Source organism: Bacillus sp. TH25 (assembly GCF_016650935.1).
In the GTDB taxonomy this organism is placed as follows: domain Bacteria; phylum Bacillota; class Bacilli; order Bacillales; family Bacillaceae_G; genus Bacillus_A; species Bacillus_A mycoides.
The window spans coordinates 326,251-344,384 of record NZ_JAEKEU010000036.1 but is presented as its reverse complement, the minus strand read 5'-3'; the positions used below and the strand labels follow the sequence as shown (position 1 = coordinate 344,384).

General features: G+C 34.2%; 17 protein-coding genes. All 17 read left to right on the top strand.

Annotated features, from left to right (window positions below; genetic code table 11):
* The first annotated feature begins 5 nt into the window (after positions 1-5).
* The 17 genes from JFT89_RS17470 (at position 6) to pgtP (ending at position 18,080) form a co-directional block, all read left to right on the top strand.
* The gene (locus tag JFT89_RS17470; RefSeq protein WP_201040408.1) at positions 6-1,160 is read left to right on the top strand and encodes a glycosyltransferase; all 1,155 of its coding nucleotides are present in this window, start codon (positions 6-8) and stop codon (positions 1,158-1,160) included.
* A 52-nt stretch (positions 1,161-1,212) separates the two neighbouring features.
* Positions 1,213-2,481: an O-antigen polymerase gene (locus JFT89_RS17465; RefSeq protein ID WP_201040407.1), complete on the top strand. Its 1,269-nt coding sequence runs from the start codon at positions 1,213-1,215 to the stop codon at positions 2,479-2,481.
* Between the two features lie 40 nt (positions 2,482-2,521).
* Positions 2,522-3,586, top strand: coding sequence for a glycosyltransferase (locus JFT89_RS17460; RefSeq protein WP_201040406.1), 1,065 nt, complete (start codon positions 2,522-2,524; stop codon positions 3,584-3,586).
* A 32-nt stretch (positions 3,587-3,618) separates the two neighbouring features.
* Positions 3,619-5,010, top strand: a complete 1,392-nt coding sequence (locus JFT89_RS17455) for a glycosyltransferase (RefSeq protein ID WP_201040405.1) — start codon at positions 3,619-3,621, stop codon at positions 5,008-5,010.
* Complete coding sequence (cps2T, locus tag JFT89_RS17450; RefSeq protein ID WP_201040404.1) at positions 5,011-6,168, top strand: beta 1-4 rhamnosyltransferase Cps2T; 1,158 nt, start codon at positions 5,011-5,013, stop codon at positions 6,166-6,168.
* A 71-nt stretch (positions 6,169-6,239) separates the two neighbouring features.
* Positions 6,240-7,133, top strand: coding sequence for a glucose-1-phosphate thymidylyltransferase RfbA (rfbA, locus tag JFT89_RS17445; RefSeq protein ID WP_201040403.1), 894 nt, complete (start codon positions 6,240-6,242; stop codon positions 7,131-7,133).
* 13 nt (positions 7,134-7,146) lie between these two features.
* Positions 7,147-7,704 (top strand): dTDP-4-dehydrorhamnose 3,5-epimerase, encoded by a 558-nt coding sequence (gene rfbC / locus JFT89_RS17440; protein WP_201040402.1) that lies wholly within the window; start codon positions 7,147-7,149, stop codon positions 7,702-7,704.
* An 11-nt stretch (positions 7,705-7,715) separates the two neighbouring features.
* Entirely contained in the window at positions 7,716-8,735 is a 1,020-nt protein-coding gene (gene rfbB / locus JFT89_RS17435; protein ID WP_201040401.1) for a dTDP-glucose 4,6-dehydratase, read from the top strand.
* A 3-nt stretch (positions 8,736-8,738) separates the two neighbouring features.
* Positions 8,739-9,578, top strand: a complete 840-nt coding sequence (gene rfbD, locus JFT89_RS17430) for a dTDP-4-dehydrorhamnose reductase (RefSeq protein WP_201040400.1) — start codon at positions 8,739-8,741, stop codon at positions 9,576-9,578.
* A gap of 115 nt (positions 9,579-9,693) precedes the next feature.
* On the top strand, positions 9,694-10,608 hold the full coding sequence (gene tagU, locus JFT89_RS17425; RefSeq protein ID WP_201040399.1) for a polyisoprenyl-teichoic acid--peptidoglycan teichoic acid transferase TagU: 915 nt from the start codon (positions 9,694-9,696) through the stop codon (positions 10,606-10,608).
* Between the two features lie 99 nt (positions 10,609-10,707).
* On the top strand, positions 10,708-11,538 hold the full coding sequence (locus tag JFT89_RS17420) for an SGNH/GDSL hydrolase family protein (RefSeq protein ID WP_201040398.1): 831 nt from the start codon (positions 10,708-10,710) through the stop codon (positions 11,536-11,538).
* An 81-nt stretch (positions 11,539-11,619) separates the two neighbouring features.
* Positions 11,620-12,612, top strand: a complete 993-nt coding sequence (gene galE / locus JFT89_RS17415; protein ID WP_201040397.1) for a UDP-glucose 4-epimerase GalE — start codon at positions 11,620-11,622, stop codon at positions 12,610-12,612.
* A gap of 120 nt (positions 12,613-12,732) precedes the next feature.
* Complete coding sequence (locus JFT89_RS17410; protein ID WP_002166430.1) at positions 12,733-13,404, top strand: response regulator transcription factor; 672 nt, start codon at positions 12,733-12,735, stop codon at positions 13,402-13,404.
* Between the two features lie 11 nt (positions 13,405-13,415).
* Complete coding sequence (locus JFT89_RS17405; RefSeq protein ID WP_201040455.1) at positions 13,416-14,846, top strand: HAMP domain-containing sensor histidine kinase; 1,431 nt, start codon at positions 13,416-13,418, stop codon at positions 14,844-14,846.
* A gap of 66 nt (positions 14,847-14,912) precedes the next feature.
* Complete coding sequence (locus JFT89_RS17400; protein WP_002089688.1) at positions 14,913-15,695, top strand: DUF3919 family protein; 783 nt, start codon at positions 14,913-14,915, stop codon at positions 15,693-15,695.
* Positions 15,692-16,726, top strand: a complete 1,035-nt coding sequence (locus JFT89_RS17395; RefSeq protein ID WP_201040396.1) for an ABC transporter substrate-binding protein — start codon at positions 15,692-15,694, stop codon at positions 16,724-16,726. The genes JFT89_RS17400 and JFT89_RS17395 overlap by 4 nt, the downstream gene beginning before the upstream one ends.
* A 19-nt stretch (positions 16,727-16,745) precedes the next feature.
* Positions 16,746-18,080 carry an MFS transporter gene (gene pgtP / locus JFT89_RS17390; RefSeq protein ID WP_201040395.1) on the top strand — a complete coding sequence of 445 codons (1,335 nt, stop codon included), beginning with the start codon at positions 16,746-16,748 and terminating at the stop codon, positions 18,078-18,080.
* Positions 18,081-18,134: the final 54 nt, after the last annotated feature.

The following is an 18,134-nucleotide window of genomic DNA, read 5'->3' as shown; positions in this document are numbered from 1 at the left end:
GAAGTATGCATAAACCTAAAATAGCAATTTTTCAACAAGAGTATTTGACAATATCAATGACTTTTATTTACCGTCAGTTACAGGGAATACAGGAAAGTTATAATCCCATTGTTTTAGCAAGTAGGTTACAAAATATAGATGTGTTTCCTTGTGATCATATATATTCGCATCAAAAAAATGTATTTGAAAAAATTGTTAATAAATTGTATAGAAAATATACCTCTAAATACGCAGCACTTTCTAATGTGCAATATAATTACTACATAGATGTATTAGATAAAGAAGATGTAAAATTGGTACATTCACATTTTGGCCCTTCGGCTCTTGAAGTATTACCAGTAGTAAAGAAACTTGATATTCCATTATTGGTAACATTTCATGGTTATGATGCATCTACCCTATTGAAAAATAGTGAGTATGTTAAACAGTTGGAAGAACTATTTAGTTATGCTGAAGTTATAACGGTATCTCAAAAAATGGCAACAGATTTAATAAAATATGGAGCAAATCCTTCCAAAATACATGTACATTATATAGGTGTACCAGTAAATGATTTTATCTTTAATGATAAAAAATCAATAAAGGACAAGGTAGACAGTAAAGAGACTATTAAATTTCTGCAAGTATCAAATTTTGTTGAAAAAAAAGGACATAAATATACAATAAAAGCATTTGCGGAATTTTCTAAAAAACACCCTAATAGTGAACTTATATTAGGCGGAGATGGGCCTTTACGTGAATCCATCGAAAAACTTTGTATAGATTTAAAATTGCAAGAAAAAGTTAAATTTATGGGTAAGGTTGTTAAAGAGGAAGTAGTGACACTTATGCGAGAAGCAGATGTGTTTTTACATCATAGTGTTACAGCTGAAAATGGAGATCAAGAAGGGATTCCTACAGTAATTATGGAAGCTATGGCTAGTGGGCTTACTGTTGTTAGTACATATCACGCAGGAATACCAGAATTGATAAAGGATAAAGAAACTGGATATCTAGTTATGGAAAAAGACGTAGATGGTTATGTAAAACAGTTGGAAAATGTAATGTACTCAGATAATACGATTAGAGATAATGCTCTTAAACATATACGTGAAAACTTTAATATTGATGTTCAAAATAAAGAGCTTATTAAAATATATCAACATATATTAGCAAGATAAATTTAAATAAATTCAGAGGTTTTTAGAAAATGTCGAGGGAAAGGAAAATATTGTGGGATTATTAATTGCATTAGCTAGTATCTTCATTTTACTAAAAAATGATATGAAAAAATTATTGTATCTATTTATTTTTATAGTTATAGCTATACCAAATAACTATAATATAAAGAAATCAATAGGGATAATAATTTTTAATTTTGATTTTATTTATTTTCCATTAATTTTAGGATTTTTAGTGGTGTCAATTTCTATCCTTGTAGGAAAAATTAGGATTCCCATTCTGAAAAAAGACATAGGATTTTTTATGTTTTTTTTGTTAATTATTATCCATAGTATAGTAGGATTTTATAATGGGAATTATTTTTTTGCAGAGGATTTAAAAATTTATATAACACTTTTTATGGTATTCTTTCTTTCGAGAATAGTATTAAGTAAAGGTGATGATCTTTTAAATATATTAAAGATAACTTGTATTGGTGCCTTAGGATACTCTCTAGTTGTTATATATATATATTTATTCAAAAGTGATCAATTATATTGGATTTATGGTGAAATGCTAGGGAATTGGTGGGGAAACCGGATAACCTTTGGTAATACATCGTTATTGGTAATTTCTTTGATATTATCTATGTATTTTTGGATAGAACGAAAAATAATATATTCTCTTGCAATAGTAACAAATATAGGTGCTATCTATCTCTCTCAAAATAGGACAGTTATAATGATGAGCCTGCTAATATTTGTTATTGGTTATCTTATTTATATGTTAACTAATAAAAATTTAAAAGTTTTTAGTAAAAAGATTGCATTCTCAACACTGCTATTCTTTTTGTTAGTTGCATGTACAGGGATGGTTATTAAAAATGATTTTAATTTTCAAGATAATATTATAATACAACGTTTTCTGGAAACTGATAACCTAAGTGTACGAAAAGTGAGTAATGAAAAGGCTTTTGATAGTTTAATGGATAATCCACTGGGTTATGGTATAGGGAAAGAGCTATTGCTATACAATATAGATACATCTATAGCAAATACAGGTTTATTTATTGATAATGTATTTGCGACAATAGGTGTTAAATTTGGGATATTAGGTATCATGATATTCAGTTGGATTTTAGTAATGACACAATTTTATATATATAAAATGTATCGCTTAAATAATGGAAAATTATGGTTATTATTATTTATTATTCATCCTGCATTCTTAATTGCTACAGCATATATGAATGCACAGGTGATATATTCTTTACCGGTTATGGTATTTTATGTTACTTTCAGTTCTTTGATTAGTATAAAATATAAAGCTTATAAAAAATAAACAGTAGAAAAATTCCTTAATATAAGGAGGAACAATAGAAATGAAAAATGAGATCCTTTATGTAGTTATGAGTGATTTAGATAGTAATAATATTAATTCTGGGCCATCTGTTCGTTCATACTCCATGTTAAAGGAATTTGAAAATCTAGATGCAGATGTAGATGTGGTATATGGAAGTAATCCTAAGGAAAGATATGAAAAGGTTAAAAGTCTAATAGCTAAAAAAAAATCATATAAATATTGTTATATTGAGTCTAGAGTTGGTGTAACTAGATTTTATGATACGTTAGTACTTATTTTATTGAAGAACTCGATTAGACCTTTAAAAATTGGATTTTACTATAGAGATATGTATTGGAAATATGGAATTAATTTAAGTAATGGTAGACTAAAGCAAAGTTTTGTACCATTAATGAATAAAGTATATTTAAAGCTAATAGATAATGTTTGCAATGTAATCTATGTGCAAAGTGAGGCTTTTAAGGAGGCTTTGCAACCATTAGTTAAAAAAGCAGATATTTTATTATTGCCTCCAGGTTGTGAAAAAATGGTGTGTAATGATTTTACACAAGAAGATGCATTTTATGTTGGAGAAATTGATTCAGTATTTAGTGGAGTAGAATTATTAATTCAAGCTTTTGAAATTATAAATATAAAAACGGAAATAAACCTTAATTTAGTTTGTAGAAAATATGAATACGAAGAAAATCTTTTTTTAAAGGAGGTTAATCACAAATTTAATTGGTTAAAAATTTCTCATCACAATAAGGCAACTATTGGAGAAGTATATCAGAGAAGTAAAGTTGCTATAATTCCGAGAAGTGGAAATGAATATACTAAATTATGTTTACCCATAAAATTGTTTGAATATATATCACAAGAAAAACCAATTGTGGCAGTGAATCACGGTGAAACAGCGGATTTTATAAATTATAATAAGTTAGGATTACTTTCTAATGATACACCTGAAAGCTTAGCTAGCTGTATCTTAGAGATGTTTAATAATGATAAGTTGCATGCAGAGTTTAAGATGAATATAAAAGAATATAAAAAAAATAATTTATGGATGAATAGAATTGAACATATTAATGAAACGTTAAACTAAGAATTTAATATAAATATTAAGGAAGTTTAAAGATGAATATTTTGCACATTTCTTTGGGATTACCACCATATCGTACAGGTGGCTTAACAAAATATTCATTGGATTTAATGATTGAACAATCCGATGAACATAATGTATTTCTTTTATATCCTGGAAAATTTACTATTTCCCAAAAAGTAGCTATTAAAAAGAATAAACCATATGAAGGCATAGGGGTTTACGAATTAGTAAACCCTTTACCTATTTCTTTACTAAATGGTATTAATCAACCACCTTTATTTATGAAAAAAATAGATAAAGGCACTTATGAAGATTTTTTAAAAAAGATAGATCCGGATGTTATTCATGTTCATACGTTAATGGGAATACATAGAGAATTTTTTGAAGTAGCAAAAGAGTTATCTATAAAAATAGTATTTACTACACATGATTATTTTGGTCTTTGTCCCAAAGTAAACTTAATGGATGCAGAAGGACAGATTTGTAATGATTTTGATTCTGGTCGTAGTTGCCTGTCATGTAACGCTAATGCTCTAAGCATTCCAATGATGTATGCTATGCAATCTTATCCATATCGCTATTTAAAAGATAGCAGAATTGTCAAGGCGCTAAGAAGATTAAAAAAAACCCAAACTAAAAATGATATAGAAGCACCTCATGTCACAGGCGAGGTGGGAAAATTAGATGACAGTCTGGCAATTCAATATGTAGAATTACGTGAGTATTATTTAGACATATTGAAATTGGTAGACTACTTTCATTTCAATAGTTCTGTTGCAAAAGAACAGTTTGAGAGTTTTCTAGACTTAAAAGGAAAAGTTATTTCTATTAGCCATAACAATATTTATGATCACCGTAGGGAGCGTTTTTCTAGAAAGAAAAATAGCTCGATTTTAAGATTGGGATATTTGGGTCCTTTAGATGTATATAAAGGATTTTATGCTTTAAAAGATACGTTGGATTTTTTAAATGGGAATGGATATAAAAATTGGCACTTAGATGTATATGGTGATTTTATAAATAATCCAGAAACCTATAGTCCAGAGCATTATACTTTTCATGGTCGATATGAATATAGTCAGTTGAAGAAAATGTTTGATCAAATCGACTTATTAATTATTCCGAGTGTTTGGAAAGAAACATTTGGATTTATTGGGCTAGAAGCTCAATCTTATGGTGTTCCTATCATGGTTTCTGAACATGTAGGATTTAAGGATTTAATAGAAGATGGAGAGACTGGATTTATTTATAAGGCGGATGGAAATGACTTTGCAAATAAATTGTCTTTAATATTGGACAATCCTTCGGTATTAGAGAAAATAAATGAAAATATATCAAAAATGAAATTTCCTTACATTATGCAACAACACACTAATGAAATAATAAACCTATATCAAGAGGTAAGAGCAGGAGTAGAAGAATAAATGAAACATGTATTTATCATCGGATCTAAAGGGATTCCCGCAAAATATGGTGGATTCGAAACATTTGTAGAATACTTAACGGCTCGAAAACAAAGCGAAGAGATTCAATATCACGTATCTTGTCTAGCTAGTAATAATGATGAGTTCAAGCATAACAATGCAAGGTGTTTTAATGTGAAAACACCTGAAATTGGTAGTGCTAAAGCAGTAGCATACGATATTTTAAGTTTAAAAGAGTGCATCCGTTATATTAAAAGAAATAATCTTACAGAATGCATTGTCTATGTGCTTGCTTGTCGTATTGGCCCATTCTTTTCTTTCTATAAAACTAAACTAGAAAAAATGGGTGTAAAAGTATTTGTAAATCCAGATGGTCATGAGTGGAAGAGAAGTAAATGGAGTCCTGCTATCAGAACATATTGGAAAGTATCTGAGAAGCTAATGGTTAAACATGCAGATTTATTAGTATGTGATTCTAAAGGTATCGAATCTTACATTAAAACTGATTATAAAAAATATGAACCAAAGACAACGTTTATTGCTTATGGTGCGGATGTTGCATCATCATCCTTAAAAGACGATGATATGAAGTTAAATGAATGGTATAAGAAACATGATATAAATGCTAATGAATATTATTTAGTAGTTGGTCGTTTTGTTCCAGAGAACAACTATGGACTAATGGTTCGTGAATTTATGAAGTCAGATTCTAAGAAAGACTTTGTGATTATTTCTAACGTTGAACAAAATCAATTTTATCAAGATTTATTAGCAACGACGAATTTTGATAAGGATCCTCGTGTTAAGTTTGTTGGAACTGTATATGACCAAGAATTATTGAAGAAAGTTCGTGAAAATACATTTGCATATTTCCATGGGCATGAAGTAGGTGGAACGAATCCATCATTATTAGAAGCATTGGCTTCTACAAAATTAAATATGCTTTTAGATGTAGTGTTTAATAAAGAGGTTGGGGAAGAAGGCGCTGTGTATTTCTCTAAAGAAAGCGGCTCTTTAGCTAACTTAATTCATGAAGTTGAGCAGTATTCGCAAGAGAAAATTAATGAATTAAGTAGTAAGGCGAAAGATAGAATTATCCATGAATACTCATGGGAGAAAATTGTAAATGAATATGAATCTTTATTTTTAAAGTCATAAGTTAGAAAGGGGATGAATCTGAATAGATTTATTCCCTATTTCTATGCTATAAGAAGGAGTGCGAGTAATTTATGAAAGGTATTATTCTAGCTGGGGGTAGTGGAACACGCTTGTATCCACTAACACAGGCTGTATCAAAACAATTGTTACCTGTATATGATAAACCAATGATTTACTATCCATTATCAGTATTAATGCTTACCGGTATTCGAGAGATTTTAATTATCTCTACACCACAGGATACACCACGTTTTAAAGAGTTGTTGGGAGATGGTTCACAGTTCGGGATAAAGCTTGAATATGCTGTGCAACCTTCACCGGATGGTTTAGCTCAGGCATTCATTATTGGAGAAGAGTTCATTGGCAATGACTCGGTAGCTCTTGTTCTTGGTGATAATTTATTCTATGGGCACGGTTTAACAAAATTATTACAAAACGCCGTAGAACGTCAAGAAGGGGCAACTGTCTTTGGATATTATGTAAATGATCCAGAACGCTTTGGAGTTGTGGAATTTGATGAAGATGGAAAGGCTATTTCTATTGAAGAGAAACCTCAAGAGCCAAAATCACATTATGCTGTAACAGGTTTATATTTCTATGATAATCGTGTTATAGAGATTGCAAAGAATATTAAACCATCACCTCGTGGTGAATTGGAAATTACTGATATAAATAAAGTCTATTTACAATTACAAGAGTTGCATGTTGAAATTCTTGGACGTGGCTTCTCTTGGTTAGACTCTGGTACGCACGAGTCATTATTAGAAGCATCTCAATTTATTGAAACAATTGAAAAACGTCAAAGTTTAAAAGTAGCTTGTTTAGAGGAGATAGCATTTAGAAAAGGATATATTACACGTGAGCAACTATTTGAATTAGCAGAGCCAATGAAAAAAAATCAATACGGTCAATATTTAATTCGATTGGCAGAACAAAGTAAACAAAAACAACCAATTTATCAATAAAGGAGTACGTATAATGAAGATTGTTGAAACTAAGATTCCTGATGTAGTTATTTTAGAACCTAAAGTATTTGGTGATCATCGTGGATATTTTATGGAAAGTTATAATAAAGATGTTTTTGATAAACTTGGTTTGGAGTATGAATTCATTCAGGATAATCAATCTTTATCAGTACCAGCTGGAACATTACGTGGATTACATTTCCAGTTAAACCCTAAAGCACAGACAAAGATAGTACGCTGTATTACAGGTGCTATTTATGATGTAGCTGTTGATATTCGTAAAGGTTCACCTACGTATGGTCAGTGGGTTGGTGTTATTTTAAGTGAACATAATAAGCGTCAATTAGTCGTTCCAAAAGGATTTGCACACGGATTTTGTACGTTAGTACCAAATTCAACAGTGGCGTACAAAGTAGATGAATACTATTCTCCTAACCATGATGCAGGTATTCTATGGAATGATCCAGCATTAGGAATAGATTGGCCGGTAAGTGAACCAATTCTTTCAGAAAAGGATACAAAGCATCCACTATTAGAAGAAGCAAATATTAATTTTGTGTACGAGAAATAAGGAGGAATAACATGAAAGTATTAGTAACAGGTGGCGCAGGGTTTATTGGAAGTAACTTTGTTCGATATATGGTGAAGAAGTATCCTGAATATAATATTGTAAATTTAGATGCGCTAACATATGCAGGGAATTTAGAGAATCTAAAAGATGTTGAAGAATTATCTAGTTATAAGTTTGTCAAAGGTGATATAGCAGATCGTCAGTTTATTAATCAATTATTTAAAGAAGAAAAGTTTGATTATGTATTAAATTTTGCAGCGGAGTCGCATGTTGATAGAAGTATTACAAACCCGGATATCTTTATTCAAACGAATATTCAAGGCACACAAGTATTACTGGATGCTGCTAAAAATGCAGAAGTAAAAAAATACTTGCAAGTTTCAACAGATGAGGTATACGGAACTTTAGGTGAAACAGGTTACTTTACGGAAGAAACACCTTTGGCATCAAATAGCCCGTATAGTTCAAGTAAAGCTGGTGCAGACTTATTAGTTCGTGCTTATCATGAAACATTTGGATTGCCTGTAAATATTACGCGTTGTTCAAATAATTACGGACCTTTCCATTTCCCAGAGAAGTTAATTCCTCTAATGATTATTAATGCATTGAATGATAAGCAATTGCCTATATATGGAGATGGTTTAAATGTACGTGATTGGCTACATGTGGAAGACCATTGTCAGGCAATTGATTTAGTACTTCATAATGGAAAAAATGGTGAAGTGTACAATGTTGGTGGAAACAATGAACGTACAAATATTGAAATCGTAAAAACAATCTTGAAAGCATTGGATAAGCCAGAATCTCTAATTAAGTATGTTACAGATCGTCCGGGTCATGATCGTCGTTACGCAATTGATGCAACAAAACTCTGTGAAGAATTAGGTTGGTCTCCAAAGTATAACTTTGATACAGGTATCGAACAAACTATTAAATGGTATTTAGAGAATCAAGATTGGTGGAAAAGTATTATTTCTGGAGAATACCAAGAATACTTCAAGAATCAATATGCTAATAGATTAGAGGTATAAAATATGAAAGTAATGGTAACAGGAGCTAAAGGACAGTTAGGACAAGATGTTGTAAAGTTATTAGAAGAGCATACGTGGGAAGTCTTTGGATTCGGCAGAGAAGAGTTAAATATTACAGATGAAAAACAAGTAAACGAGAAAGTGTCATCAATTCAGCCAGATATTATTATTCATACGGCAGCATATACACAAGTAGATCTAGCTGAAAGTGATGAAGAAGTTGCTTTTAAAGTTAATGCTGAAGGAACGAAGTACTTAGCACAAGCTGCTGAAGCAGTGGGGGCAAAGTTTTGTTATGTAAGTACTGATTACGTTTTTGATGGAACGAAAAATGAACCATATAAAGCGGATGATCAAACTAATCCTCAGACTGTATACGGTAAATCAAAATTAGTTGGAGAACAGTATACACAAGAGTATTGTTCAAAAAACTATATTGTTAGGACTTCTTGGGTATTTGGTTTATATGGTAATAATTTTGTGAAGACGATGCTACGTTTGGCAGAGGAGAAGAAAGAATTAGGGATTGTTCATGACCAAGTGGGTTCACCAACCTATACAACTGATTTAGCGAGATTTATTATTAATCTTGTACAAACTGATAAATATGGGATATATCATGGTTCTAATTCAGGTGTGTGTTCGTGGTATGAGTTTGCAAAAGAGATATTCGAGCAATCTAATATTGAAATAGAGGTTAATCCGCTAACTACAGAAGATTTACCAAGACCGGCTGCACGCCCTAAATATTCAGTGCTAGATAAAGGGATGATTGAACAAAATGGATTTGAATCGTTTCAAGATTGGAAAAAAGCTTTAAAGGATTTTCTTAAGAAGTTGTAAGATAGTGGAAAGATTAGTGGTTTACAAATGATTTGTAAATCTGTATAGTTTTATGTGGAATAATAGCTATTAAATATAAGGTTATTGAATTTGTTATTTGAAAGAAGGAAAAACGATGAAGAAAAAGATTCTATTTTGGATTCTAGGTATCATTGGCGTTCTTATTATTGCTGGTGGTGTATATGCATATACTGTTTACTCTAATGTATCTAATACATTAAATACAGTGCATAAGCCTTTGGATCGTGATAAGTCTGACAAACGAGATAAGAAAGTAGATATTTCGGATAATAAACCTATATCTATTTTACTGATGGGTGTTGATCAGGAAGATAATGGAACAGGTAGGTCAGATTCACTTATGTTATTTACCTTAAACCAGAAAACAAAATCTATGAAAATTACAAGTATCCCACGAGACTCTTACACGGAGATTGTAGGTAAAGGTAAAAAAGATAAGATTAATCATGCCTATGCCTTCGGTGGCATTGATATGGCTGTAAAGACAGTAGAGAATTTTCTTAATGTACCAGTCGATCATTATATTGAAGTAAATATGGCTGGATTCAAAGATATTGTAGATGCTGTTGGCGGTGTTGATGTAAATAATGATTTAGAATTTACATCAAGGGAATCACATTTTGCTAAAGGAAATATTCATTTAAACGGTGAAACCGCATTAAAGTATACACGTATGCGTTACGAAGATCCACGCGGTGATTTCGGTCGTCAAATGCGCCAACGTCAAGTTATCCAAGCAGTAATTAAAAAAGGTGCAAGTGTTTCTTCTCTAGCAAGTTACGGTGATGTATTAAAAGCAATTGAGAAAAACGTAAAAACAAGTTTAACCCAAGATCAAATGTTTGATATTCAAAAGAACTATAAAGATTGCATGCAAAATAGTGAAGAAATCCAAATCCCAGGTGACGGCCACAAAGCAGCCGACGGTATTTGGTACTACTATGTTCCAGATGCAGCAAAACAAGATATAACGAACAAGTTAAGAGCACATCTTGAATTAACGAAGTAATATGTATTGAACCCAACTCCTTTGGAAGGAGTTGGGTTTATTTTTGCATAGGTTTATATTAGTATTATATATTGTGAGATTAATAGATGAGGTGAATCGATGAATAAGAAAGCAGTACTTGTCCTATTTATTTTTGTATTGTTTATCGCTTCGGTTGTGAGCGGTAAACTATATTGGAATAAGAAGATTGCGAATGCAACGGGACAGACAAGTGAAGTAACGAAAACAAAGGCTGAAGTGAAAGATAGCGGAGCGAAGAAGGAAGAGAAAAAAGAAGAGAAAAAACAAGATGCAAAGTCATCTTTTAATGAAGCATACGCAAAGAACTTGCCAGATGCAGTGAAAGAGAAGTTAAAGAAAGCTGCTCAGGATAAAAAGGCAGTAAACCTTGTTATTGTTGGTGATGAAGCTTCTTCATCTGAAAAAGATGCTTGGGTAGCTAAGTTCACTGCTAATTTAGAGGCTTCTTACGGTAAAGGTTTATGGAATGTGACGGTAAAGGAATATAAGGGTGAAAGTACAGAGGAATTAATCGCGAATAAACGTGATAAAGAGATTGCGAAAGAAAATCCAGATGTAATTTTATTTGAACCACCATTTATTACTGATAACGGAAAAACTGGTAATGGAAATTCTGTAGCGAGTACACAGAAGTTTGTTCAAGCACTTTCTACTAGTGCAAAAGGCGCTACAATTATGATTCAACCATCAAACCCAGTGTATGGTGCGAAGAATTATCCGAAAGCGATTGAAGCATTAAAACAATTTGCGACGCAAAATGGTTATACATATGTTGATCATTGGACAGCATGGCCTGATGCAGCAACGAAAGCAATTTTACCTTACTTACAAACAGAGTTCGGTTTCCCAAGTGCTAAAGGGCATGAAGTTTGGGCGCAGTACGTAACGGATTATTTTGTAGCTAAGTAATAAAGGGTATACGAGCAATCGTATACCTTTTATATTAGTAAAATAATTAAGAAATCCTAGTAAATATGTGGGAGGAAAACAATGAATTCAATCTTAATCTGCGGCGGAGCTGGCTATATCGGTTCTCACGCTGTTAAAAAATTAGTGGATGAAGGTTTATCTGTTGTAGTAGTAGATAACTTACAAACTGGTCATGAAGATGCAATTACGGAAGGTGCGAAGTTTTATAATGGCGACCTTCGTGATAAAGCATTTTTAAGAGATGTTTTTAAACAAGAAAGTATCGAGGCGGTTATGCATTTTGCAGCTGATTCTTTAGTTGGAGTTAGTATGGAGAAGCCTCTTCAATATTATAATAACAATGTGTATGGTGCGCTTTGCTTGCTAGAGGTAATGGATGAGTTTAAAGTAGATAAGTTTATTTTCTCTTCTACTGCGGCGACTTATGGTGAGGTAGATGTAGATCTTATTACTGAGGAAACGAAGACAAATCCGACGAATACATACGGAGAGACGAAGCTAGCAATCGAGAAGATGCTTCATTGGTATAGCCAAGCTTCTAATTTACGTTATAAGATTTTCAGATACTTTAACGTGGCTGGTGCTACTCCAAGTGGTATTATTGGGGAAGATCACCGTCCAGAGACACATTTAATTCCGCTTGTTTTACAAGTGGCGTTAGGTCAACGTGAGAAGATTATGATGTTCGGTGATGATTATAATACACCAGATGGTACTTGTATCCGTGATTATATTCATGTTGAAGATTTAGTGGCAGCTCATTTCTTAGGACTTAAAGACCTGCAAAATGGTGGAGAGAGTGATTTCTACAACTTAGGAAATGGTAATGGCTTTAGTGTAAAAGAAATCGTTGATGCAGTTCGTGAAGTTACGAATCATGAGATTCCAGCTGAGATGGCACCACGCCGTGCGGGAGATCCAGCACGCTTAGTAGCTTTTTCTCAAAAGGCGAAAGCGAAGTTAGGATGGAATCCTGAGTATGTAAATGTGAAGACAATTATCGAGCATGCTTGGGATTGGCATCAAAAGCAACCGAATGGATATGCTAAATAAATATAATAAGTGAAAGAGAGGGTACTGTCGACAAAATATGTTCGACAATACCCTCTCTTTTTTTGTCTTATTTTTGCTATACTAAACTGTACTATAATACAGGGTGGAAGGAGGAGAATGATGAAAATACTTGTAGTAGATGATGAATCGAGTATTCGTAATTTGATTCGGATGCAGTTAGAGATGGAAGGATATGAAGTATTGACGGCGGCTGATGGGAGAGAAGCTTTAGAGAGATGGAATGAGCAGCCGGATGTACTTATTTTAGATGTGATGCTTCCTGATACGGATGGGTATGAGTTGTTACGTTTATTTCGGGAGAAGGAGCGTGATATTCCGGTGCTTATGTTGACAGCGAAGAGTCAGATGAATGATAAGTTACTTGGTCTTCAGCTTGGAGCTGATGATTATGTGACGAAGCCTTTTAATTATGCGGAGCTTATTCTTCGAGTGAAGAATATGGCGCGGCGCGTGAAGAAGAAGGAGGTTCCTTTAAATCATGAGGTGATTGGGGCTGGTGATTTACTTATTTGTCCAAAGGAACGAAAGCTTCATGTGAGTGGGCAGGAGATTCAGTTAACGTACCGAGAGTTTAATTTATGTCAGTTGTTTGTTTCGAATCCGCAGCGTGTATTCATGAGGGATGAGTTACTCGAGAAGGTGTGGGGGTTTGAGTATATCGGAAATACGAGAGCGGTTGATATTATGGTGCAAAGGCTTCGAAAGAAACTCGGCGCGAGCGGGGAGTATATTAAGACAATTTATGGTGTGGGGTATAAGCTTGATTGCTAAAAGGTGATGATATGTCTTTAAAACGAAATATGGTGTTTGGAATAGTTGGGTTGTTGATTCCAATTCTTGTTCTTTTGTATGCGGTTGTTTATATTGTACTGGAGAAGAATGTGTATCATAATGCGGCAGATTCCTTAGAAAAGCTAAGTGTGGAAGCGCAAATTTATACGATGAATTATTTAGAGAAGGAAGCGGAAGTGGAGACGCTAGGTCCTAATTCGCTTTTAATTGCTTCGTATTTAGCGAAGCGAATGGATGTCCGGGTACAGATGATTGGGAAGAATGGGGATGTTGTTGCAGATACACAAAAAGGAGCGTTACTTCATCGGAATATTGACATTGAGAGTTCTTTGAAGGGAAAGAAATCTTATGTTTTCGAGGAGGGAGAACCAGCTCCAATTCTTTTGTTTTCAAGTCCGGTTTATTATGGAAACGATGTCATTGGGAGTATTCGTTTTATAAATGAGTTAACGGATGAGAAGGAAGTTTTAACAAATGTGAGTTGGACATTTTTAATGACGTCGATTTGTTTAGTAGCTGCTGGTATTTTCTTTGCGATTCGTTTGGCGAAGTCTCTTCATAAACCAATTGATCAGTTAAGGCAAATGGCATATCGGCTTGCGAATGGAGATTATGAAAGTAAGATTGAGCTGAATGAGTATGTGGAAATTGCGCAGCTTTCAGCGTCCTTTAATGCGATGGCTGATGGGATTGAACTGCATATTAAGCAGCTGAAGGAAGAGAAAGAGAAACAGAAAGATTTCTTGGACCGCATTACGCATGAGCTGAAAACACCGCTAACAGCAATTATCGGTTATGTAGATTTAATTCCGAAGTTACAATCGAAGGAAGATGTGCAGGAGAGCCTCCGTTATGTGTCTGTGGAAAGTGAGCGTCTATTATCACTTGTAGAGGAATTACTTAAGTCTTCAAAGTACGGGAAGAGTACGTTTGAAGTGTCACCTACAGTCGTGAATATTATAGAATTGGCAGAAGAAGCGGTTTCGATTGTGAAACTTAGGTTGCAGCAGTTTGAAATTGAAGTTATGAATGAGTTAACAGAAGTACACGTCGTTGCGGATTTTGATAAGACGAAGCAAATTTTCTTGAATGTGCTTGATAATGCGATTAAATATAGTGATGCTACGCAAGTTCGTATGAATGTAATTATAAATGAGCAGGAAGCGAAAGTTTTTGTTCATGATGATGGTATTGGTATGGATGAAGGTGTGCTTGCAGAATGGAATGAGTCTCCGGAAGGTAAGGTGCTTCCTTCAAGTTACGGGAATGGCTATGGTTTATACATTTGTCAGGAGATTATGAGGAAGCAAGGCGGAAGTATGCGAATTGAGAGTAGTGAAGAAATGGGAACTACAATATGCATTACATTTTTACTTCCGAGACGGATGGAAGACATAAAAAACTTGAAAGCGGTTAAATGATACATTTATGAAACAATTATGCGGTATTTTCGAAACAACGTTTTTTTATCTTGGAGGTAGGCAGAAATGAAAAGGCTATCATTTCAAATTCTTATGTTTGTCTTTTGTATGATCGTTTCTCTTATTTTGTTTTATGTTATTGAGAAGCAAATATATAATCGAATCACAATTGTGGATGACAAACAAGCCGTTTTACAAAGAGTGAATGAATCCCTTCCTACTGAAGTGAAAGTAAGGCATGAGAAGTGGGGAGAAATTGTTGTAACGGATGAAGTTCGTTTGCATACGATTGTTTCATTCTTTGACCGAATTCGAATAGAGCCGAGAGAAGCGAGGAATCAAGAACAAGTATTTACTGGAGAAGTAACGTACTTGAATGGACATAAACGTACTTTTGCAGTAGGTGACTTGTTCCAGTACGAGGCTAATGTATACGGAAAGAATGGCACGGATCCGATGATCTCAGCATTTCAAACGTATTTGTTAAGTCTGTATTATACACCAGAGCGCATTAGTAATTTCTTTGCGGAGGCAAAGGAAGTTGTAGTGAGGCAAGGGGATGTAATACGTACTATAGATCTTACGCAAATATTTGATTCTATTCGATACGCAAAGCAAATTACAGATTACGGAGAAATTCAGAAATTATTACAATCACAGAATGAGCCGATTGCTTATATTACTGCCTATAAAACAGGCAAACGTGTAAAGAATGAGCGGGAGGATATTCTAACTATTTCTGTGTATCCATCGTACTTTGTTGTGCAATATCTCGGTGATAATAACGGGAATGTCATGTATATGAAGGGCTCCCTAGCAGAATTCCTTGTAAAGGAGAGTGTGTCATGAGAAAGATAGCCTTTTTCTTCTTTTTGCTAGTAATCGGAGGAGCGATGTCTAGTTGCTCTCGAGATACAACCTCTATTAAATATAATAAAAGTGGTCTCCCTATTTTGGATGATCGTCATCTCGTTGCGTATGTAGCGGCCCGCGAGGAAGTTGGTGAAGCTTTGCTTTCGTCATTTTGTAAACAACGCGGGTGTACATATGAATTTATTCGTCTATCGACAGAAGAACTTCTTCGGAGAGTAGAAGAGGAAGCTGGAAATCCGAAGGCGGATATTATTATTGGCGGTACAGTAGATGCGCATCAAATGATGAAGCAAAAGAACCTTTCTATTCCTGTTACGACCCAGCATGCGAATCGTATTTCCAAGACTGTTAAAGATAAAGATGGTTATTGGTACGGTTATGAAGTGGAGAAACTGGCAATCGCGATTAATAAAGAGCGGTGGAATGAAGAAATAGCGCCGCTCGGTCTCTCGTATCCATCAAGATGGCAAGATTTATTAGATCCGGTATATACGGGTAAGATTGCAATGCCTGATCCAAATGTTTCCGGAACAGCATATACTTTGTTTCAATCACTTATTGATACTTTAGGTGAAGAAGAAGCGAAAGAGTATGTTAAGAATCTGGCAAGGCAAGTTGGTGAAGTAACGGTGAATGGTTATATGCCTGCAGAATTGGTTGCGAGCGGTGAATATATGATAGGCATCAATTTTGCGGGAGATCAGAGAATGCTTCAGAAACAAGGCTTTCCTATTGTAAGTAATGAACCTGAGCAAACAGGTTTGTCTGTCAATGCGATTTCAAAACTAAAACGTGCACCGAGTGGTATTATTGCGGATTTATTTATTGATTATTGCTTATCAGAAGAAGCGGGGCACATTTTAGAAAAAGTTTCGTTTGGCGTACCAACGATGTTTGCGAAGAATCAGAAAGAGATAGAAGGTCAGCCAGTTAGAAGGACGAACAAAAATATATCAAATAGTGGGATAATCGAGATATGGAATAGACAGCGTCTCTCTCAAAAGTGAGAAAAGGAGACGAGAGTATATGTTTAAATGGCTTAAGCCAGCACCTGCAATTGAGAGATTACCAGCGGATATGATCGCTAAAGTATATACATTACTGCGTATTCGTGTACTAATTGGAATTTCAGTTGGATATGCTGCTTATTATTTAGTGCGCAGTAACTTTACGTTATCAAGTACGTATTTAGTACAAGAATATGGTTTTAGTACAGCTGAAATTGGATTACTAGGTTCAGTAATGGCAATTGTTTATGGATTTAGTAAGTTCTTTATGGGGAATTTATCAGATAAAGCTTTCGCCCAGCGCTTTATCGCAGTCGGATTATTCTTATCAGGGCTTGTAAATATTTGTTTCGGTTTTGCATCTTCATTTGGGATGATTGTTACATTACTTGTTCTGAACGGTATTGTACAAGGTATGGGAGCACCACCTTGTAGTATCGTTATGACGAAATGGTTCTCGAAGAAAGAACGTGGTACAAAAACAGGTATTTGGAATATTTCACATAACGTTGGCGGAATGCTAGTGCCGCCCCTTGTCGGAATTGGTGTAGGTATTTTCGGTGAAAATAATTGGCAGGGCGGAGTATTTATTTTCCCAGCGATTATCGCAATGGTAATTTCAGTTCTTGTTTGGATTAATGCGAAGGATACACCAGAGTCTGAAGGTCTTCCTCCAATTGATGAATATCGTAATGACTATGAAAATCTTGAAAAAGCAGATAATGCTAATAAGATGTCACCAAAAGAAATTTTAATGAAATATGTAGTGACAAATAAGTTCGTTTGGTATTTATGTATTGCGAATGCATTTGTTTACTTAATTCGTTTCGGTGTTATTAACTGGGTTCCGCTTTATTTAACGACAGTTAAAGGTTTTTCAAAAGCAGAAGCGCATGCTGCATACGCGATTTTTGAAGGTATGGCAATTCCAAGTTCATTAATCGTTGGTCTTTTAAGTGATAAGTTATTTAAAGGAAAACGTATGCCATTATGTATTATGAGTATGGCCGGAGTTGTTATTGGTACGGTTGTATATTGGCAAGCAACTAGCGTACTTGTTGTAAGTATTGCAGTTTCTATTATCGGATGTTTAATTTACGTACCACAGTTCTTAATCGGTTTAAGTGCGATGGAATTAGTACCGAAATTTGCAGTAGGTACGACAGTTGGTATGTGTGGTCTGTTCGGTTATGTAGGCGGAAGTCTTGTAGCAAACGCAGCAATTGGTGTTATTGTTGATCGTTCTGGCTGGGATGGCTGCTTCATCTTACTATTAGCAGGCGGTATTTTATCAACAGTATTCTTATTTATCGTGCAACGTGGGCATGAGAGAAAAGGTCCTAAAGTGGCGTAATAGTTTATTCGGGAAAGCGATCCAATCATTATTTTGGATCGCTTTTTTAATAAT

Coding starts and splice junctions, on each gene's coding strand:
- JFT89_RS17470 (WP_201040408.1), top strand. CDS start 6: ATGCATAAACCTAAAATAGCAATTTTTCAACAAGAGTATTTGACAATA.
- JFT89_RS17460 (WP_201040406.1), top strand. CDS start 2,522: ATGAAAAATGAGATCCTTTATGTAGTTATGAGTGATTTAGATAGTAAT.
- JFT89_RS17455 (WP_201040405.1), top strand. CDS start 3,619: ATGAATATTTTGCACATTTCTTTGGGATTACCACCATATCGTACAGGT.
- cps2T (WP_201040404.1), top strand. CDS start 5,011: ATGAAACATGTATTTATCATCGGATCTAAAGGGATTCCCGCAAAATAT.
- rfbA (WP_201040403.1), top strand. CDS start 6,240: ATGAAAGGTATTATTCTAGCTGGGGGTAGTGGAACACGCTTGTATCCA.
- rfbC (WP_201040402.1), top strand. CDS start 7,147: ATGAAGATTGTTGAAACTAAGATTCCTGATGTAGTTATTTTAGAACCT.
- rfbB (WP_201040401.1), top strand. CDS start 7,716: ATGAAAGTATTAGTAACAGGTGGCGCAGGGTTTATTGGAAGTAACTTT.
- rfbD (WP_201040400.1), top strand. CDS start 8,739: ATGAAAGTAATGGTAACAGGAGCTAAAGGACAGTTAGGACAAGATGTT.
- tagU (WP_201040399.1), top strand. CDS start 9,694: ATGAAGAAAAAGATTCTATTTTGGATTCTAGGTATCATTGGCGTTCTT.
- JFT89_RS17420 (WP_201040398.1), top strand. CDS start 10,708: ATGAATAAGAAAGCAGTACTTGTCCTATTTATTTTTGTATTGTTTATC.
- galE (WP_201040397.1), top strand. CDS start 11,620: ATGAATTCAATCTTAATCTGCGGCGGAGCTGGCTATATCGGTTCTCAC.
- JFT89_RS17410 (WP_002166430.1), top strand. CDS start 12,733: ATGAAAATACTTGTAGTAGATGATGAATCGAGTATTCGTAATTTGATT.
- JFT89_RS17405 (WP_201040455.1), top strand. CDS start 13,416: ATGTCTTTAAAACGAAATATGGTGTTTGGAATAGTTGGGTTGTTGATT.
- JFT89_RS17400 (WP_002089688.1), top strand. CDS start 14,913: ATGAAAAGGCTATCATTTCAAATTCTTATGTTTGTCTTTTGTATGATC.
- JFT89_RS17395 (WP_201040396.1), top strand. CDS start 15,692: ATGAGAAAGATAGCCTTTTTCTTCTTTTTGCTAGTAATCGGAGGAGCG.
- pgtP (WP_201040395.1), top strand. CDS start 16,746: ATGTTTAAATGGCTTAAGCCAGCACCTGCAATTGAGAGATTACCAGCG.